The organism is Streptococcus sp. oral taxon 058 str. F0407 (assembly GCF_000235485.1).
GTDB lineage: Bacteria > Bacillota > Bacilli > Lactobacillales > Streptococcaceae > Streptococcus.
Genome location: NZ_JH378887.1, coordinates 318,099 through 335,277, shown reverse-complemented (window position 1 = coordinate 335,277; position 17,179 = coordinate 318,099). Strand labels below are relative to the sequence as shown.

Sequence of the window (17,179 nt, the reverse complement as noted above, 5' to 3'; positions counted from 1 at the left end):
GGTTTTTCCTATTCATAGGTTACGACGGTGACGGCACCCTTGTCATACTCCGCGATAAAGATATTGGCCACATTGTCATGGCCTTGTTTGCTGAGGTTATCAAGCAACCACTCTTCACTACGGCCTATTGATTCCAAAACTTCTACTTGGACGACACCGTCTGTGACAACAGGATACTTGGGATTTTCATCACCCATTTGGACTACGATGAGTTGACCGTTTTGCTCCTGCATAGCGCGTTTGACTTGTTTCATTTGGAAAATGCCTTGGCTACGGAGCTTAAGAGCTACGTCCGCTGCAGATAAACCAACCGAACGACAGGCTTCAGGATCAATCTTTCCATTTTTGATGAGCAGCGTTGGTTTCCCATCAATTAATTGCTTGACAAAGCGGACATTGTTATTGAGCCATTTGAGAGTCAAGACCAAAATGGTCCACATGATCAAGATAACTGCATACTGAAGGATACTGATGGAACTATTGTAAATCACCCCACCGATAATACCACCCAGAACATAGTTCTGAATTTGGTCTGTCGCCGAGTTAGGTGCCAGATTTCCCTTCCCTGTCACATTGATGACAAAAACAAGTGAAAAAAGCCCCAGGGCTAGTTTGATTAAAATTTCTATATAATTGAGTGTCATTTGTTCACCTCCACCAGTTCAATCGCATCTGTCTGATACAATTCTACTTTCTCTAACAGATACTTGTCTGGCTCACTGCCATTAAGGGCACGATAATAGCGATCTCCCACCTTGAGAAGTGCTCCATCAGTAGCTGCAGATGTATTGACATAGACTTCCGACTTGTCAACTCCCAAATCTTTGGAAACAACCTCGATGAAATGAAGTGAAGTTTGAAATTTGTTGTTCGAAACTTGATTGTTTTGGTAAGTCGTGATACTAACCAAAAGGAGAGCTAGTAAGGTCAAGGCTGAAATCATGACCAACTCACGAAACTTGGTCCCCTTTTTATCATGGTATGCCTTAAAAGCAAAAAATCCTGTAACAGCTAATAAGACAATTCCAAAGCCAATCATAATGCCATTTTGCTGACTAATCTGGCTGAGTACATAATCATATGAGTAAAATTTCATTTATTTTCACTCCCTTTCATAAAATCATTCTTCATTATAAACGAAATAAGATGATTTTTCAAACCATACGTTGGGGAAATAGACCTTTTTTTGGTATAATATAGTCTATAATCTCAATGAAAAAGGTAACTTTATGAAACTCATCTCATGGAATATTGATTCCCTCAATGCAGCCCTAACGAGCGACTCTGCTCGCGCCAAACTGTCACAGGAAGTTCTCCAAACTTTGGTAGCTGAAAATGCTGATATCATCGCTATCCAAGAAACCAAACTATCTACCAAGGGTCCTACTAAAAAACACCTGGAAATTTTAGAAGAGCTCTTTCCAAGCTACGAAAACACCTGGCGTTCCTCTCAAGAACCTGCCCGCAAAGGCTATGCTGGAACCATGTTTCTTTATAAGAAAGAACTCACACCGACTATCAGCTTCCCAGAGATTGGCGCCCCATCTACCATGGACTTGGAAGGTCGCATCATCACCTTGGAATTTGATGCATTCTTCGTAACGCAAGTTTACACTCCAAACGCTGGCGATGGTTTGAAACGCTTGGAAGAGCGTCAAGTCTGGGATGTGAAATATGCTGAGTATCTAGCTGAGTTAGACAAAGAAAAACCAGTCCTTGCGACGGGTGACTACAATGTAGCCCACAAGGAAATCGACCTTGCAAACCCTGCTAGCAACCGCCGTTCACCTGGATTTACAGACGAAGAACGTGCTGGATTTACCAACCTCTTGGCAACTGGATTTACAGACACCTTCCGTCATATTCACGGCGATGTCCCAGAACGCTACACTTGGTGGGCGCAACGCAGCAAAACTTCTAAAATCAACAATACAGGCTGGAGAATCGACTACTGGCTCACCAGTAACCGCGTCGCTGACAAGGTAACCAAGTCAGACATGATTGACTCAGGAGCTCGTCAAGACCATACGCCTATTGTATTGGAAATTGAACTTTAAGGATTTTCACGATGAACTACAATGCAGTTATTCCCGAGTTTGTTGTATCGGATATCGAACAGTCCCGTTCCTTCTACTGCGATTTGCTCGGTTTTAGTGTCGAATACGAGCGACCAGAAGAAAACTTTCTCTTTCTTTCTCTTGAAGAGTGCCAGCTTATGCTAGAGGAAGGAACCCCCGAGGAACTGGCTAACCTTACCTACCCTTTTGGAAAAGGTGTCAACCTATCTTTTGGTATAAAGGATGTTCCACAACTTTATCAAAAAGTGATTGAGGCCAACTACCCTATTTACCGTCCTTTAACCAAGAGAACATTTCGTATCGGTGATCACTATATCTATCCTCACGAATTTGCAGTTTTGGATCCAGATGGCTATTTTTTAAGATTTAGCGAATAGAATAATAGAAACCTACAATACGGTATCGTGTTGTAGGTTTCTATTCGTTCGCTTTTTTCATCCAAATCCTAACAAAATATTTGATTTATAAAGCTATTTAGTGTAAAATAATGACATTAACGCTATCGCGTTTGATAATAGTACCATTTTACTTGTTTATGTCGTGAATTGGCACGACGTTTCTACAAGGTGCCGGAACACCTAACAATGAGTATGTCAGCTGAAGGTATGGTTTTTTGCCATACCTATTTGGAGGGCTTGCTTATCTGTTAAGTAGGTCCTTTTTTCTAGCCCTTTTTAGAGATGATAAAGGCGATAGAAAAACACCAAAGAGTTTAGACTTTAGGAGGTCTTATGAAATTATTAGAAGAGCGCATCCTTCAGGATGGGCATATCTTGGGTGACAACATCCTCAAGGTAGATTCCTTTCTAACCCACCAAGTTGACTTTAGCTTGATGCGAGAGATTGGTAAGGTTTTTGCGGACAAATTCGCTACTGCTGGCATTACCAAGGTTGTGACCATTGAAGCTTCTGGTATCGCTCCAGCTGTTTTTACAGCTGAAGCCTTAGGTGTTCCCATGATTTTCGCAAAGAAAGCTAAAAACATCACCATGAACGAAGGCATCTTAACTGCCGAAGTCTACTCCTTTACCAAGCAGGTGACCAGCACCGTTTCCATCGCTGGAAAATTTCTCTCACCAGAGGACAAGGTCTTGATTATCGATGATTTCCTAGCCAATGGTCAAGCTTCCAAAGGCTTGATTCACATCATCGAACAGGCCGGAGCAAAAGTCGAAGCCATCGGTATCGTGATTGAAAAATCCTTCCAGGATGGTCGTGATTTGCTCGAGAAAGCCGGCTATCCAGTCCTATCACTCGCTCGTTTGGAACGTTTTGAAAACGATCAAGTCGTATTTAAGGAGGCAGATCTCTAATGCAACAACAAGAAAAACACTCGCAGGCTGCGGTTCTAGGGCTTCAGCACTTACTAGCCATGTACTCAGGCTCTATCCTGGTTCCTATCATGATTGCGACAGCCCTTGGCTATTCAGCTGAGCAGTTGACCTACCTGATTTCTACAGATATCTTCATGTGTGGGGTGGCCACCTTCCTCCAACTCCAACTCAACAAATACTTTGGGATTGGACTACCAGTCGTTCTCGGAGTTGCCTTCCAATCCGTCGCTCCCTTGATTATGATTGGGCAAAGCCATGGCAGTGGTGCTATGTTTGGTGCCCTTATCGCATCAGGGATTTACGTGGTTTTGATTTCAGGCATCTTCTCAAAAGTGGCCAATCTTTTCCCTTCTATCGTAACTGGGGCAGTTATTACCACGATTGGGTTGACCTTGATTCCTGTCGCTATTGGAAATATGGGGAATAACGTTCCAGAGCCAACTGGTCAAAGCCTCTTGCTTGCAGCTATCACTGTTTTGATTATCCTCTTGATTAACATCTTTACCAAAGGATTTATCAAGTCCATCTCTATTTTGATTGGGTTGGTTGTCGGAACTGCCATCGCTGCTACCATGGGATTGGTGGACTTCTCGCCTGTTGCAGCAGCACCACTTGTTCATGTCCCAACTCCCCTCTACTTTGGTACACCGACTTTTGAAATCTCCTCTATTGTCATGATGTGTATCATCGCAACGGTGTCTATGGTTGAATCGACTGGTGTTTACCTAGCCTTGTCAGATATTACCAACGACCCCATCGACAGCACGCGCCTGCGCAACGGTTACCGCGCAGAAGGCTTAGCCGTACTTCTCGGAGGAATCTTTAATACCTTCCCTTACACAGGATTTTCACAAAACGTTGGTCTGGTTAAATTATCAGGTATCAAGAAACGCCTGCCAATCTACTACGCAGCTGGTTTCCTCGTTCTCCTTGGACTCCTTCCTAAGTTTGGTGCCCTTGCCCAAATCATTCCAAGCCCTGTCCTTGGTGGTGCCATGCTGGTGATGTTTGGTTTTGTTTCCCTTCAAGGTATGCAGATCCTCGCCCGCGTTGACTTTGCTAACAATGAGCACAACTTCCTTATCGCAGCAGTTTCAATCGCTGCAGGTGTCGGACTCAACAACAGCAATCTCTTTGTCAGCATGCCAACAGCCTTCCAAATGTTCTTCTCAAACGGAATCGTCGTGGCAAGCCTCCTCGCCATTGTACTCAATGCCGTACTAAATCGGAAAAAGAAATAAGAAAAAGAGGTGTGAACCTCCAGATTGAAGAAAAAGTTCATTTTGGACGATTTTCTCCAATCTTTTTCTTTATGTTTAAAACAAAGCTGCTCCTAAAAATGTTGAAACAATAGCTGTCCTAAGAAGATATACATTAAATCAGAAGCTACATTATTTCCAAAATAATTGTAAGAGTATCCACTTTCTAATAGGTTGTTCAAAAAGTTTTCAAAATCATAAAAACGCATAATATCAGGCATTCAAAAACCTTGATATTATGCGTTTTATCATGGAAAAATTTACTAAATTTTCTCCTCAAACTGAGTCATTGCCCAGCCTCTTCTATCATCTTCTTTTACCTTTTTTTACAGGCATGAGCGTAATGTCCCTCAAGCTAAAGTAGGCTAGGACAAGCATGGCGATTGTGACAAAGAATTCTGTCGGTAATTGGAAGATTTGCAAGATGGACAACATCAACAAAATCAAGAGTGCAACAACCACAAAGACCAAGATAACGATGTTGACTGTTCCTTTGATACTTTGTGGTGTCGCAAATACATAGAGTAGTAATAAGAGTATCCCTATGATTAAATAGACCATCTTTATCTCTTTCTAGCTGTTACTCAGCTGATTTTTTCTTTTTGTTTGCTTTCTCACGCTCTGCTTTGTTGAGGATTTGCTTACGCAAACGGATAGATTCAGGCGTTACTTCCATGTACTCATCGTCGTTCAAGAACTCAAGAGACTCTTCAAGGGTCAAGATACGAGGCGTCTTGATGACAGCTGTTTGGTCCTTGGTAGCAGAACGAACGTTGGTCATTTGTTTGGCCTTAGTGATGTTAACTGTCAAGTCATTTTCACGAGAGTTTTCACCGATGATCATTCCTTCATAAACCTCAGTACCTGGGTTGACAAAGATAGTTCCACGTTCTTCGATAGACATTATTGAGTAAGTTGTAGCCTTACCAGCATCGATAGAAACAAGGGCACCACGGTGACGTCCCCCAATTTCACCCGGAATCAATGGCAAGTATTGGTCAAAGGTATGGTTCATAATACCGTAACCACGAGTCATTGACAAGAACTCAGTTGAGTATCCGATCAAACCACGCGCTGGAACAAGGAAGACCAAACGAGTTTGACCATTACCAGTTGAAATCATATCCAACATTTCACCCTTACGTTCAGAAAGGCTTTGGATAACAGATCCTTGGTATTCTTCTGGAGTATCGATTTGAACACGTTCAAATGGCTCACATTTAACACCATCAATCTCTTTTACGATAACCTCTGGACGAGATACTTGAAGCTCATAGCCTTCACGACGCATGGTTTCGATCAGGATTGACAAGTGCAATTCTCCACGACCTGAAACAGTCCATTTATCTGGTGAATCCGTTGGGTCAACACGAAGGGAAACGTCTGTTTGCAATTCGGCCTGCAAGCGTTCTTCCACCTTACGAGAAGTTACCCATTTACCTTCTTTACCAGCAAATGGTGAGTTGTTGACCAAGAAGGTCATTTGAAGCGTTGGCTCATCGATGTGAAGGATTGGAAGAGGCTCAACTGCATCTGTCGGTGTAATCGTCTCACCAACAAAGATATCTTCCATACCTGAAACGGCAATCAAGTCACCTGCTTTTGCTTCTTGGATTTCACGACGTTCCAAACCAAAGAAACCAAAGAGTTTTGTAACACGGAAGTTCTTCGTTGTACCATCTAGCTTAGAAAGGGTAACTTGGTCCCCAACTTTCACACTACCACGGAAGACACGACCGATACCGATACGACCTACGAAGTCGTTGTAGTCCAAAAGTGACACTTGGAACTGCAAAGGCTCATCTGAGTTATCTACTGGAGCTGGGATGTGGTCGATGATGGTGTCAAAGATTGGCGCCATTGTTTTTTCTTGATCAGCTGGATCATCTGACAAGGAGGATGTCCCGTTGATAGCTGAAGCATACACCACTGGGAAATCAAGCTGGTCATCATCTGCGCCAAGCTCGATGAAAAGTTCCAAGACTTCGTCCACTACTTCTGCTGGACGAGCTGATGGTTTGTCGATTTTGTTAACAACCACGATTGGGACAAGATCTTGTTCCAAGGCTTTTTTCAATACGAAACGAGTCTGTGGCATGGTTCCTTCGTAAGCATCTACGACCAAGACAACACCGTCAACCATTTTCATGATACGCTCAACTTCTCCACCGAAGTCAGCGTGTCCTGGTGTGTCCATGATATTGATACGAGTTCCGTTGTAGGCAACGGCTGTATTTTTAGCAAGAATTGTAATTCCACGCTCTTTTTCGATATCGTTTGAGTCCATCGCACGCTCTGCCAACTCAGTACGAGCGTCAAGAGTTTCAGATTGTTTCAATAATTCGTCAACGAGGGTTGTTTTCCCGTGGTCAACGTGGGCGATAATCGCAATGTTACGGATATCTTCTCTTAATTTTGTCATGATTTCCTCTATAATATTTAAAATTTATTTTCTAACTGAGCAATTATACCACATTTTCAGTCAAATGACATAACTCAAGCAAGTGTAAATGTTTTCACTTCGCTTTTCTGGCAATGTCATTCCTTTTCAAAGTCAGAGACTTATGATAAGATAAGCTGGTATGCGTTTAGATAGATTATTAGCCCAAGAAAAGGTCAGTCGCAAGGCTATGAAACAAGCACTTCTGAAAAAAGAAATCCTAGTGGACGATTGTCCAGCCAGCTCCCTCGCCCAAAATGTCGACACTGGATTACAGAAATTAGTTTTTCAAGGACGGCAAATCCAAGGATATGAGCACAACTACCTCATGCTTCATAAGCCAAACGGAGTCGTTACAGCTGGCAAGGATAAGAAACTTCCAACCGTCATGGACCTAGTCCCCAAAAATATCCAGTCAGACCAACTCTACGCGATAGGCAGGCTAGACCGCGATACGACAGGACTGCTCTTTTTGACAGACAATGGACCTCTTGGTTTTCAACTCCTTCATCCTCAATATCATGTGGATAAAACTTACCAAGTCAAGGTTAATGGACTGCTCACACCAGACCATATCCAAAAGTTCAAAGATGGAATCGTCTTTTTAGATGGAACACTCTGCAAACCAGCCAAACTAGAAATTCTATCTGCAAGCCCAACAGAGAGCCATGCTTCCATCACCATCTCTGAAGGGAAATTTCATCAAGTCAAAAAAATGTTCCTCTCAGTTGGTGTAAAGGTGACCTCTCTCAAACGAGTTCAGTTCGGTGATTTCACTTTAGACCCAGAACTGGCAGAAGGTCAATTCCGTCCCTTGAATCCAGAAGAATTAGAGATGATTAAAAAATACTTAGAGAAAAGTGGATAAAACAAAAAAAGCTTTATGTTTAAAGCTTTTTTTAATCTTCTTTAACTCATATGTAAGATAATTCCAATAATCCAGTTAAGAGCAGAAAGAACAATACCTACAATAGCTATAATTCTTTCTGCTTTATAATCAAGTCCAGATTCTTTTTGACGTGTGTTAGCTTCTATTATAGCAAGAATTCCTAAAACAATGCTTAGTAATGGAAGCCAAAGACTAGCTACGATTGATAGGATACCTATATTACGTGAGGTTTTATTCTTTTCTTGCATTTTCTAAAAACTCCTTAAAATGTTTATTGATTTAGTATATGAGACCGACTCTATCAACTTTTTCCTTAATCTTAGCTAGTCTTGACCTTACCATTCCAAGAATCCAAGCCATAAGAAAGGATATAAATCTCAGAGAAACCTTGCTTTTTCAGATAAAGTGCTGCATTGGTCACTCGTTGTCCACGTTGGTTCTCGTAGAGAAGGACAGGTTTATCCTTACGAAGGGCAGCTAGGCTTGACTTCAATTGACTTGAAGGAATATTGCGCGCACCAAGGATATGTTTTCTGTGAAATTCTGCTGCATCACGGACATCGATCAACTGTCCCTTCCGAATCAGGGCTTCAAATTCTGCATTGTCTACAATCTTAGCCGCACGACGAATACGAAGGTAGTTATACCCCATCCATGCCGCCATCGCCAATACAATTCCCCAAACAATCCAAATTGTCATAAGTTCTTATCTCCATTTTTCTCTATGTAGTCTAATTCTATCTTGTGCTCTCTACGAAGAACAGCTTCCGCCTCTAGATAGTCTAGCTTATCCATCAGACCTGCATCATATATCCGAGAGAGTTCGAGCTTCATCAGTTCAATATCATACAAGCGCTTCCCCACATAGACAACAATGCCAAACTGTTTGAGAAATTGCTGCACATCATAGAATGTTTTCATAGCTTTCATTTTAGCAGATTCTAGACATTTTTTCAATACCAGTTTGGAGCTTTCCTCTCTTCCCTTCATCTTCTTTGCTCATTCTTCCGCAAGTGTGGTACAATAAAAACATGAGAATTCAACAACTACACTATATTATCAAAATCGTCGAAACTGGCTCTATGAATGAGGCAGCCAAGCAACTCTTTATCACCCAACCCAGTCTTTCTAATGCCGTTCGAGACTTGGAAAATGAAATGGGCATTGAAATCTTTATCCGCAATCCCAAGGGCATTACCTTGACCCGTGATGGGATGGAGTTTCTCTCCTACGCTCGTCAAGTTGTCGAGCAAACTCAGCTTTTGGAGGAACGCTATAAAAATCCTGTCACCCACCGCGAACTCTTTAGCGTGTCGTCTCAACACTATGCTTTTGTGGTCAATGCCTTTGTATCGCTACTTAAGAAAAGTGATATGGAGAAATACGAGCTCTTCCTTCGTGAAACTCGGACTTGGGAGATTATTGATGATGTCAAGAACTTCCGTAGCGAGGTCGGTGTCCTCTTTTTAAACAGCTACAACCGCGATGTTTTAACGAAAATGCTAGATGACAATCACCTCTTAGCCCACCACCTCTTTACCGCTCAACCCCATATCTTTGTTAGCAAGACCAACCCTCTGGCCAAAAAAGACAAGGTCAAACTGGCTGATTTGGAAGACTTCCCTTATCTGAGTTATGACCAAGGGACTCACAACTCCTTCTACTTCTCCGAAGAGATTCTCTCGCAGGAATACCACAAAAAATCTATCGTAGTCAGCGACCGTGCTACCCTCTTTAATCTCTTGATTGGTTTGGATGGTTATACCATTGCGACAGGGATTTTGAATAGCAACCTCAATGGAGACAATATCGTTTCCATTCCACTGGACATAGACGATCCCATTGAACTAGTCTATATCCAACATGAAAAAACCAGCCTATCCAAGATGGGCGAACGCTTTATCGAATACTTACTAGAAGAAGTTCAGTTTGATAGTTGATAAACCATCAGACATATTTTATAATATTTCTTAGAAAATAATGATTGGAGAATATCGTTGAAAAAGTTCATATTGGCAAGTACTGTTGTCCTTTCAATGGCAGGATTTGTCCAAGCACCTATCTACGCCGAGGAAAGCAATGCTAATCCTCCTGCTACCACCGAACAAAGCAACTCTAAGAAAGATAAGAAAGATCTTTCAACTAAAACTGAGGAGGAGGTTGCAACACTTCCAAAAGACAAGTCAAAAGAAGAAGCCTCTAAAAAAGAAAGATGGCAGGAAGAAAATAAGCAGTGGCGTTTCTACGAAAACAATCAGCCTGTCCTCAAATGGAAAAAAATTCAAGATAAGTGGTACTATTTTGACCAAGAGGGAAATCGACTCAGTGATACTATCTTTGATGGCTATGTTCTCAATAAAGACGGGATTATGGTAGAAAATAGTTGGGTGTATCTTGAAGGGAAATGGTACTACGCCAATGAGTCTGGAAAAATCATCCAGCAAAAATGGGAAAAAATCGGAGGAGTTTGGTACTACTTTGACAAAGATGGTATCATGCTCAGTCAGACAATCGTTGATGGCTACCTTCTCACTAAAAGTGGAGCCATGGCGGATAGTGGCTGGGTGAAGGTTGACCAAAATTGGTATTATGTCACACCATCTGGTAGAATCGTGCAAGACAAATGGGAAAAAGTCAACGGTTCATGGTATTATTTTGACAAAAACGGCGTGATGCTCAGCAAAACGACCGTTGGTCCTTACCTGCTCGGCAGTAGCGGGGCTATGGCGGAAAACTCCTGGGTGAAGATTGATCAAAATTGGTATTACGCTAATGAATATGGGAAATATAGCCAAGACAAATGGGAGAAAATCAAGGGAACTTGGTATGCTTTTGAACAAAATGGAGTCATGCTTTCCAATAAATGGAAAGGAAGCTACTACCTCAAATCTAGTGGAGCCATGGCTGAAAAAGAGTGGATCTTTGATAAGGCCTACAACAGTTGGTTCTATCTAAAAGCGAATGGGACCTACGCAGCTCGTGAATGGACTGGAGCCTACTATCTCAAGTCTGGTGGTTATATGGCTAAGAATGAGTGGATTTACGACGACTATTACAAGGCTCGTTACTATTTGGACGATAGCGGACATTATGTTTCAGGAACCTACAAGATAGATGGAAAGGAACATTTGTTCCAAAAATACGGCCAATGGATTTCTGAAGTCTCAACAGAAGGTGGATTTGTAAAAGGCCAATACAGTAAAACTATCTTCCTAGATCCTGGACATGGCGGTCGGGATTCCGGTGCCTTTTATTACAATGTCGCTGAAAAAGATCTCAACATACAGATTTACCGTAAACTTCGTGCTAAGTTAGAAGAACTAGGCTACAAGGTCCTCACCTCTCGTGATAGTGATATTGACGTTGACTTTGTTACCGAACGTTCTCGTATGGTTAATAAAACCAACTCTGACATCTTTATCAGTATTCACTTCAATGCTACTGGTAGCTCATACTCAAAAGCAAGCGGTATTCAAACCTACTCCTATAGTGATGAACCCGATTATCCAAGTAAGATAAATCAATACTGGCACAATCACCCTGATCGTATGAGTGAAAGCAAACGCCTTGCTGCTGCTATCCACTCCTCTCTTCTAGCAGAAACAGGGGCCAAGGATGCTGGCTTATTGGAAAGCAGCTTTGCCGTACTACGTGAAACAGCTAAACCAGCCGTCCTACTGGAACTTGGATATATGGATAATTTCACCGAAAGCCAACAAATCAGAGATAGCCACTACCAAGATAAACTGGTGGCAGGCATTGTAAAAGGTATCCAAAAATATTACGCTGGTAAATAACAATAAAGTCTCGAGAAATCTCGAGACTTTTCTATTTGTCTTCTTTTTTATCTTTATCAGGAAAGAGGTAGCCGAGTCCTACACAAGCTAGCACACCAGCACCAATTACCAAACCACTTGAGATTGGTAAAAGATCCAAAATAGCATTTGCAATGATAAAGGCAATAATCAAGCACATCAGACTAGCCTTGTAGTCTTTTTTCAAAAAGTTTTCTAGAGTGAAATAGAGGAACAATCCCACTGGAATGAGTGACCAGAGGTTGACATCCAAACTTGGCCATCCAACATAGCCAAAATACAATACTGTCGCTGCTGCTACTAAGAATACAAGTCCCAATAATTTTTTCATTTTTGTCTCCATTTTCTTTTTTAGGAACTTGAGTTGTCTGACATTGACGCTCACGTCCCTTACGAAAATCATTATAGCAGAGGATTTTTTCAAGAACAAGCCCTTTTGCCTATCTGGTCTGTATCTCAGTCTAAGTGGTTGAACATTCCTAACAAAAGAAAAGAAGCCCTAACGAGCTTCTTCATTCTGCCGATTGCAGGGATCGAACCTGTGACCTACGCGTTACGAGTGCGTTGCTCTACCAACTGAGCTAAATCGGCGATTACCCTTATAGTATAGCACTCTGAAAATAGATGTCAAGAAATTTTCATCACCATTAGAAAAAGCCTGTCCTGAGACAAGGCTTTGAGTTTCTTCCTCTTACGAACCCGCACTTTCGTAGGCATCCAAGCCTCTGCCCCATAGTTTCAAAGAAATCATAAAGAAGACAAGAGAAATCAGAATCAAACCACCAATGTTAAAGAGGCCATCCTTGTCCTGCAAGAAATAGCTGGCAGGATAATAGGCTGTAAAAGCAAAGGGAACAATAAAGCTAATCAACCAACGAAGAAGCGAATTGTAAATGGAAATCGGGTACTTAGCAAAGTCATTAAACATATAGAAAATGTAAATCATGGCTCCCGACTGCTTGGTCCAAAAAGCGATACTAGCTGTCGCAATTTTCAAGGAAGTATAGATCAAGGTCGCAAAAGGAATACAGACTAGGAAAAGCAGGAATTTGGGAAGAGTCCAAGCTATGCTAGTCACTGTTGTTCCCAGTAGGATGCCACCGACCAAAAGTTCGCCCAGGGCATCAATCTGAAAGGTCTCGACTAGGATGTGAAAGAGAGGATTGATAGGACGAGTCAGATACTTATCAAATTCTCCCTTTCGCACCAAGCGTTGCCCCAGTGCCCAGAGATTGTCAAAAAAGAGATGGTCCAATCCCTTGGGAATTAAGGAAAAGCCATAGATAAAAGCAATTTCTTGAAAAGTCCACCCTTCTAAGGATGGAATATGTTGAAAGATGACATTAAGAAACAAGAGGTTCAAGCCTTGAGTCAGAAAGACTCCCAAGACACCAACCACAAAATCAACCTTGTATTCCATGATTTGCTTGATGTATTGTCTGATAAAAATCAGATGCATGCGTTGATATTTTTTCATACTAACCTCCTTGAATGGTGATGAAGGACTGGACTCGTTTCCAAATCAACTGAGACAAGCCCACCATCACTATGAGCCAGAAGAACTGTAGCAAGATAGCTTGAAGAATCTGACTGGCATCGTATTTTCCAACAATAATCATAACTGGAGTATAAATCAAGGATGAAAAAGGCAAGAAGGACAGAATGTCTGAAACGATTTTAGGAAAGAAAGCCAAGGGAATCAAACTTCCAGACATAAAGGCCACTATGGAAGTCTTGAGTAGATTGGAACCCCAAAGATTTTTAAATACAAAGGCTGAAAATCCAAAGCAGATATTAAAGAAAAAGTTGATCAGGTAGGCTAGGGTTAAGCTAAAGAGATAAAGGATGGTTAATCCCAGTACTTCTATAACCCCTTGCCCAGATAAGATTTTCATCAAAACAATGACACTTAAAAATGGCAGTCCAACAGAGATAAAAATCAACCACTTGGAACCAAGTTCTGTGAAAAGGTAAGAAGCCGCAAAATGCACCGGTCTCAACAAGCGCATGATGATAGAGCCATCCTTGACCTCCTCCCCAATCATAAAAGAACTATCAGACCTGGTCAAAAGATTGGTCACAAAACTCATGATGATGTAGAGGGTGATATCTGCCATACTAAAGCCCTGAATCAAAGACTCTTGCGAGGAATCAAAGACTGCTTTCCAGAGATAAAAAGCGACAAAAGCCCCCATAACATCACCAATCCGATAGAGAATAAAGTTGACTCGATAGGTAATCAACTCCTGAATCCCTGCATTGATAAAGGGTTTATAACGTCTCCACAATTTGACCATCTTAGAGCTCCTTTCGATAGAAGCGACGGATAATATCCTCAATATCCGTATCCACCATCTTCAAATCGCGGATTTCAAAATCAGACAGGGTTTGCTTGATAATATCAGCCGACTGGTAGCGGGAACTATCGAATTCAATATTGAGGATGTTTCCTTGTCTATCAATGGTCATGTCAGGTAAGCCTTCATAGTGAGAGATGAGATGACTTTGACCTGGTAGCAGTTCAAAGGAGAGAGTCTTCATCTTGCCAAAAGTGTCCTTGAGCTGGCTCACCGTTCCATCAAAAATCTCCTGCCCCTTGTCAATCATAAAAATTCGATCACAAAGTTGCTCAATATCACTCAGGTCGTGAGTGGTCAAGAGAATGGTTGTTTCTTCCTCCTGATTGATCTGAGTGATAGCCCGGCGAATATTGTCCTTGACCGAAACGTCCAACCCAATGGTCGGCTCATCTAAAAAGAGAACCTTGGGATTGTGAAGCAAGGAAGCTGCAATGTCCGCCCGCATTCGTTGACCCAACGAAAGAGTTCGCACCGGATCCTTGATAAATTCCTTCAAATCCAAGACTTCATTCAAAAAATCCATGCGCTTATGGAAAAGCGAGTCTGGCACATCGTAAATCTCTTTTAAGACCGTGTAGGTTTCTTGTAGAGCCAAATCCCACCATAGCTGGGTGCGTTGTCCAAAAACTACTCCAATATCCTTGACATAATCTTGGCGATTATCCTGAGGAATCTTGCCATTGATCCGACAATAACCCGATGTCGGCTTTAAGATCCCGGTCAACATTTTGATGGTTGTCGACTTCCCAGCACCATTTGCCCCGATAAAGCCTAAAATCTGCCCTTTTGGAACTTCAAAGGTCAAATCCTTGACCGCTTCAAAGGTCTGCTTTTCAGGATGAATAAAGGAGCGCAAAGCTCCCTTCAAACCAGGTTCCTTAACCGTCTTCACAAAATTTTTCTGAAGATGTTCCACTTCTATCATTGCCATATCTCATGCCATCCTTTTCTTCGATTAATATTTCAAGCTATTTTTCCTATCCAAACTAATACTCAATGAAAATCAAAGTGCAAATTAGTAAACTAGCCACAGGTTGCTCAAAGCACAGCTTTGAGGTTGTAGATTGAACTGACGAAGTCAGTAACATATATAAGGCAAGGAGAAGCTGACGTGATTGGAATTTGATTTTCGAAGAGTATAAGAAAAATAAAATTTCATCTCCTTACTATACTACCACTTTTACCTCTAAAGGAACATAGACATTTAAATCAAATTAAAGAAAAAGTCCATTTTTAATTGTTAATAAGGTTATCTACATTCTGATTTAAAATTTATTTTATTTTTCGTACTATATTCAGTTTAAACTCTATCTCTTTGTAAAACTTAGTTTGAAACGGTTTCATTTCAAATGATTTTAAAATTGGTTATATCAACATGCAAAGGTTCTATATCACTTTTATTTCAAATCATTGAATGAGTCTGATTAAAATTGAATAAATGAGACAGTTGCTGATACGATAGAATAAATCTTATATCTCTTCGTAATTAAATTGTTTTCAAAAAATCAAATGTTAATTGAGGATCATTATCTTGAACAATTGCGTCAATAACCTCATCTATTTTATTCTTTATCAACTTCATTGATTTATCTAGCTCATAAATACCAGCTTTAGAATTAAATTCTTCATCTATTTGGTAAAATGTAGCCATATCAAATTCTTTGTTATAATGAGCTTCAGGATTATGGTACAAGTTACTTACTGTATCCTGTACTATTTCGCTAAGATTTGGGAAATAGATCTCATCCCAATATTTTTGAGCTAAACTACCTCCATTACCACCTACAGCAAATAAATCAATTACTCCTTTACTTCTTAGAAAATCGAGAAAACATTTTATAAATATCGCTTGTTTTAGGTTTTGTTCTCTCTTCTTTCTGATAGTAATACCATGGATATTTGTAATTACCTTTTCTTTTTCATCGATTATTACTATTGACCTTCCCTTTTCAAACCCTTCTGCACCAAAAATCAACTCCCCCTTTTTAAGTATTTTTAGCTTATTTGAATTTCCCAGATATTCCACTTTATTTACTGTCCCATATTTTGATAAAAACTTAGGTAACATCAATTCATAAAAATTCGATCTATATCTCTTTGAGTAGATACTTCTTCCTATATTCGATATTTGTAAATTTTGTCCTCTTGATAACTCATACCCTAATTCTTTAAGAGTTGAGTAGCCATATTTATAATTTTTAATTTTAAAGTTTATTTCCTTAAAATAAGGTCCATATAAATTAGTGTCTAACCTATTTTTCTTTTTTAATTCACTAATAGTTGGTTGGCTGAAGGTAAATACTTCGTCCTTTTGATTGCTAGCAATTTCATTCTCTATACTATGCAAAATCTTCTCATGTTTTATTTTTATAAGCTTTTCTTTTTTAATAACAGACTTAACAAGCGTTTCTATATAATCAATGATTTTTTCTCTATTTTTCTTTGGAAATATAATGGAACATTCTAAAAACAAGGTTTTAGCATGCCTAATAGTGGCACCTTTGGGAACAAGTAAATCTAACTGTTCTCTAAAAGCGGAATGTTTAATAAATGCAAAAATATAGTATTTATCTTTCTCAATAGGAAGTTTATACATAGCACTTGATATCATCATTTTGGGGTAATCATCATCTAAAATAGTAATCTCACCTATATTACTATCTTTTGATAAAATTAAATCTCCCTTTTTTAAATTCATTTCTTTAAAACTCGACGGTTTAATCCTTAATAGAGACTCTTTGTTAAAATCTGGTAAATAGTTAAAATCTTGAAGAGCTTTCGTTCTTAAAAAAGTGTATGGAGATTGATCTACATAGTTGTCTGATCCAACATCACTACCTTTAAATTCATTACTTAAAGAACATGATAATAACTCCTTAAGAAAAATACCATTTGTATTTTTAAAATTAACTTTTTCGTATAGTGATGACGAAAGGATAAAGTCGTCTTTATTGATATCAGAGAATTTTATAAACTCAGGAGTAATCGTATATCTTTTCTGCAT

At 40.2% G+C, this 17,179-nt stretch carries 19 protein-coding genes, 1 tRNA gene and 1 riboswitch; of the genes, 7 read left to right on the top strand and 13 right to left on the bottom strand.

Features of this window, described 5'->3' with window-relative positions:
- Nucleotides 1–8: 8 nt before the first annotated feature.
- Together HMPREF9184_RS03215 and HMPREF9184_RS03210 are read right to left on the bottom strand one after the other, a co-directional pair.
- Nucleotides 9–644, bottom strand: a complete 636-nt coding sequence (locus HMPREF9184_RS03215) for a DUF421 domain-containing protein (RefSeq protein ID WP_000174436.1) — start codon at nucleotides 642–644, stop codon at nucleotides 9–11.
- A complete protein-coding gene (locus HMPREF9184_RS03210; protein ID WP_000675339.1) occupies nucleotides 641–1,096 on the bottom strand; it encodes a DUF3290 family protein in 456 nt (151 codons plus the stop codon). Before HMPREF9184_RS03210 ends, HMPREF9184_RS03215 begins: the two co-directional genes overlap by 4 nt.
- Before the next feature lie 133 nt (nucleotides 1,097–1,229).
- Here HMPREF9184_RS03210 and HMPREF9184_RS03205 point away from each other — a divergent pair, with 133 nt between their 5' ends.
- From HMPREF9184_RS03205 to HMPREF9184_RS03190, 4 genes are all read left to right on the top strand, one after another.
- Nucleotides 1,230–2,057, top strand: coding sequence for an exodeoxyribonuclease III (locus HMPREF9184_RS03205; protein WP_000767475.1), 828 nt, complete (start codon nucleotides 1,230–1,232; stop codon nucleotides 2,055–2,057).
- Between the two features lie 11 nt (nucleotides 2,058–2,068).
- Nucleotides 2,069–2,455 (top strand): bleomycin resistance protein, encoded by a 387-nt coding sequence (locus HMPREF9184_RS03200; RefSeq protein WP_001108698.1) that lies wholly within the window; start codon nucleotides 2,069–2,071, stop codon nucleotides 2,453–2,455.
- 132 nt (nucleotides 2,456–2,587) lie between these two features.
- A riboswitch (purine riboswitch) is annotated at nucleotides 2,588–2,683 on the top strand.
- 126 nt (nucleotides 2,684–2,809) lie between these two features.
- On the top strand, nucleotides 2,810–3,391 hold the full coding sequence (locus tag HMPREF9184_RS03195) for a xanthine phosphoribosyltransferase (protein ID WP_000770429.1): 582 nt from the start codon (nucleotides 2,810–2,812) through the stop codon (nucleotides 3,389–3,391).
- Complete coding sequence (locus tag HMPREF9184_RS03190) at nucleotides 3,391–4,653, top strand: nucleobase:cation symporter-2 family protein (protein WP_001187277.1); 1,263 nt, start codon at nucleotides 3,391–3,393, stop codon at nucleotides 4,651–4,653. Before HMPREF9184_RS03195 ends, HMPREF9184_RS03190 begins: the two co-directional genes overlap by 1 nt.
- A 324-nt stretch (nucleotides 4,654–4,977) precedes the next feature.
- Here HMPREF9184_RS03190 and HMPREF9184_RS03180 read toward each other — a convergent pair whose 3' ends face one another.
- Entirely contained in the window at nucleotides 4,978–5,232 is a 255-nt protein-coding gene (locus HMPREF9184_RS03180; protein ID WP_000262667.1) for a DUF3165 family protein, read from the bottom strand.
- A 19-nt stretch (nucleotides 5,233–5,251) separates the two neighbouring features.
- Nucleotides 5,252–7,093 (bottom strand): translational GTPase TypA, encoded by a 1,842-nt coding sequence (gene typA, locus HMPREF9184_RS03175; protein ID WP_000164119.1) that lies wholly within the window; start codon nucleotides 7,091–7,093, stop codon nucleotides 5,252–5,254.
- Nucleotides 7,094–7,253: 160 nt separating this feature from the next.
- On the opposite strand from typA, the gene HMPREF9184_RS03170 reads away from it, so the two are divergent.
- Nucleotides 7,254–7,979 carry a pseudouridine synthase gene (locus HMPREF9184_RS03170; RefSeq protein ID WP_001235078.1) on the top strand — a complete coding sequence of 242 codons (726 nt, stop codon included), beginning with the start codon at nucleotides 7,254–7,256 and terminating at the stop codon, nucleotides 7,977–7,979.
- A gap of 41 nt (nucleotides 7,980–8,020) precedes the next feature.
- Here the strand turns inward: HMPREF9184_RS03170 and HMPREF9184_RS03165 are convergent, their stop codons facing one another.
- From HMPREF9184_RS03165 to HMPREF9184_RS03155, 3 genes are all read right to left on the bottom strand, one after another.
- Nucleotides 8,021–8,248, bottom strand: a complete 228-nt coding sequence (locus HMPREF9184_RS03165) for a hypothetical protein (protein ID WP_001156610.1) — start codon at nucleotides 8,246–8,248, stop codon at nucleotides 8,021–8,023.
- A gap of 71 nt (nucleotides 8,249–8,319) precedes the next feature.
- The gene (locus tag HMPREF9184_RS03160; protein WP_000158119.1) at nucleotides 8,320–8,700 is read right to left on the bottom strand and encodes a rhodanese-like domain-containing protein; all 381 of its coding nucleotides are present in this window, start codon (nucleotides 8,698–8,700) and stop codon (nucleotides 8,320–8,322) included.
- On the bottom strand, nucleotides 8,697–8,990 hold the full coding sequence (locus tag HMPREF9184_RS03155; RefSeq protein WP_000678348.1) for a YqgQ family protein: 294 nt from the start codon (nucleotides 8,988–8,990) through the stop codon (nucleotides 8,697–8,699). The genes HMPREF9184_RS03160 and HMPREF9184_RS03155 overlap by 4 nt, the downstream gene beginning before the upstream one ends.
- Nucleotides 8,991–9,031: 41 nt before the next feature.
- Here HMPREF9184_RS03155 and HMPREF9184_RS03150 point away from each other — a divergent pair, with 41 nt between their 5' ends.
- Together HMPREF9184_RS03150 and HMPREF9184_RS03145 are read left to right on the top strand one after the other, a co-directional pair.
- The gene (locus HMPREF9184_RS03150; RefSeq protein WP_001222595.1) at nucleotides 9,032–9,940 is read left to right on the top strand and encodes a LysR family transcriptional regulator; all 909 of its coding nucleotides are present in this window, start codon (nucleotides 9,032–9,034) and stop codon (nucleotides 9,938–9,940) included.
- A 57-nt stretch (nucleotides 9,941–9,997) separates the two neighbouring features.
- Nucleotides 9,998–11,797: an N-acetylmuramoyl-L-alanine amidase gene (locus HMPREF9184_RS03145; protein WP_000713516.1), complete on the top strand. Its 1,800-nt coding sequence runs from the start codon at nucleotides 9,998–10,000 to the stop codon at nucleotides 11,795–11,797.
- A gap of 31 nt (nucleotides 11,798–11,828) precedes the next feature.
- Here HMPREF9184_RS03145 and HMPREF9184_RS03140 read toward each other — a convergent pair whose 3' ends face one another.
- From HMPREF9184_RS03140 to HMPREF9184_RS03115, 6 genes are all read right to left on the bottom strand, one after another.
- Nucleotides 11,829–12,146: a hypothetical protein gene (locus HMPREF9184_RS03140; RefSeq protein WP_000734666.1), complete on the bottom strand. Its 318-nt coding sequence runs from the start codon at nucleotides 12,144–12,146 to the stop codon at nucleotides 11,829–11,831.
- 187 nt (nucleotides 12,147–12,333) lie between these two features.
- Nucleotides 12,334–12,406: transfer RNA gene (locus tag HMPREF9184_RS03135), tRNA-Thr, on the bottom strand.
- Between the two features lie 100 nt (nucleotides 12,407–12,506).
- Complete coding sequence (locus HMPREF9184_RS03130) at nucleotides 12,507–13,292, bottom strand: ABC transporter permease (RefSeq protein WP_000760740.1); 786 nt, start codon at nucleotides 13,290–13,292, stop codon at nucleotides 12,507–12,509.
- Nucleotide 13,293: 1 nt separating this feature from the next.
- Entirely contained in the window at nucleotides 13,294–14,112 is an 819-nt protein-coding gene (locus HMPREF9184_RS03125; protein ID WP_000240150.1) for an ABC transporter permease, read from the bottom strand.
- 1 nt (nucleotide 14,113) lies between these two features.
- Nucleotides 14,114–15,106 carry an ABC transporter ATP-binding protein gene (locus tag HMPREF9184_RS03120; protein WP_009755165.1) on the bottom strand — a complete coding sequence of 331 codons (993 nt, stop codon included), beginning with the start codon at nucleotides 15,104–15,106 and terminating at the stop codon, nucleotides 14,114–14,116.
- Nucleotides 15,107–15,661: 555 nt separating this feature from the next.
- A complete protein-coding gene (locus tag HMPREF9184_RS03115) occupies nucleotides 15,662–17,179 on the bottom strand; it encodes a hypothetical protein (RefSeq protein ID WP_001172305.1) in 1,518 nt (505 codons plus the stop codon).

Bases quoted from the DNA above. Each gene is read 5' to 3' on its own strand.
- typA (WP_000164119.1), bottom strand. From the start codon at position 7,093: ATGACAAAATTAAGAGAAGATATCCGTAACATTGCGATTATCGCCCAC.
- HMPREF9184_RS03200 (WP_001108698.1), top strand. From the start codon at position 2,069: ATGAACTACAATGCAGTTATTCCCGAGTTTGTTGTATCGGATATCGAA.
- HMPREF9184_RS03195 (WP_000770429.1), top strand. From the start codon at position 2,810: ATGAAATTATTAGAAGAGCGCATCCTTCAGGATGGGCATATCTTGGGT.
- HMPREF9184_RS03115 (WP_001172305.1), bottom strand. From the start codon at position 17,179: ATGCAGAAAAGATATACGATTACTCCTGAGTTTATAAAATTCTCTGAT.
- HMPREF9184_RS03155 (WP_000678348.1), bottom strand. From the start codon at position 8,990: ATGAAGGGAAGAGAGGAAAGCTCCAAACTGGTATTGAAAAAATGTCTA.
- HMPREF9184_RS03180 (WP_000262667.1), bottom strand. From the start codon at position 5,232: ATGGTCTATTTAATCATAGGGATACTCTTATTACTACTCTATGTATTT.
- HMPREF9184_RS03170 (WP_001235078.1), top strand. From the start codon at position 7,254: ATGCGTTTAGATAGATTATTAGCCCAAGAAAAGGTCAGTCGCAAGGCT.
- HMPREF9184_RS03120 (WP_009755165.1), bottom strand. From the start codon at position 15,106: ATGGCAATGATAGAAGTGGAACATCTTCAGAAAAATTTTGTGAAGACG.
- HMPREF9184_RS03130 (WP_000760740.1), bottom strand. From the start codon at position 13,292: ATGAAAAAATATCAACGCATGCATCTGATTTTTATCAGACAATACATC.
- HMPREF9184_RS03190 (WP_001187277.1), top strand. From the start codon at position 3,391: ATGCAACAACAAGAAAAACACTCGCAGGCTGCGGTTCTAGGGCTTCAG.
- HMPREF9184_RS03210 (WP_000675339.1), bottom strand. From the start codon at position 1,096: ATGAAATTTTACTCATATGATTATGTACTCAGCCAGATTAGTCAGCAA.
- HMPREF9184_RS03125 (WP_000240150.1), bottom strand. From the start codon at position 14,112: ATGGTCAAATTGTGGAGACGTTATAAACCCTTTATCAATGCAGGGATT.
- HMPREF9184_RS03215 (WP_000174436.1), bottom strand. From the start codon at position 644: ATGACACTCAATTATATAGAAATTTTAATCAAACTAGCCCTGGGGCTT.
- HMPREF9184_RS03140 (WP_000734666.1), bottom strand. From the start codon at position 12,146: ATGAAAAAATTATTGGGACTTGTATTCTTAGTAGCAGCAGCGACAGTA.
- HMPREF9184_RS03205 (WP_000767475.1), top strand. From the start codon at position 1,230: ATGAAACTCATCTCATGGAATATTGATTCCCTCAATGCAGCCCTAACG.
- HMPREF9184_RS03160 (WP_000158119.1), bottom strand. From the start codon at position 8,700: ATGACAATTTGGATTGTTTGGGGAATTGTATTGGCGATGGCGGCATGG.
- HMPREF9184_RS03165 (WP_001156610.1), bottom strand. From the start codon at position 8,248: ATGCAAGAAAAGAATAAAACCTCACGTAATATAGGTATCCTATCAATC.
- HMPREF9184_RS03150 (WP_001222595.1), top strand. From the start codon at position 9,032: ATGAGAATTCAACAACTACACTATATTATCAAAATCGTCGAAACTGGC.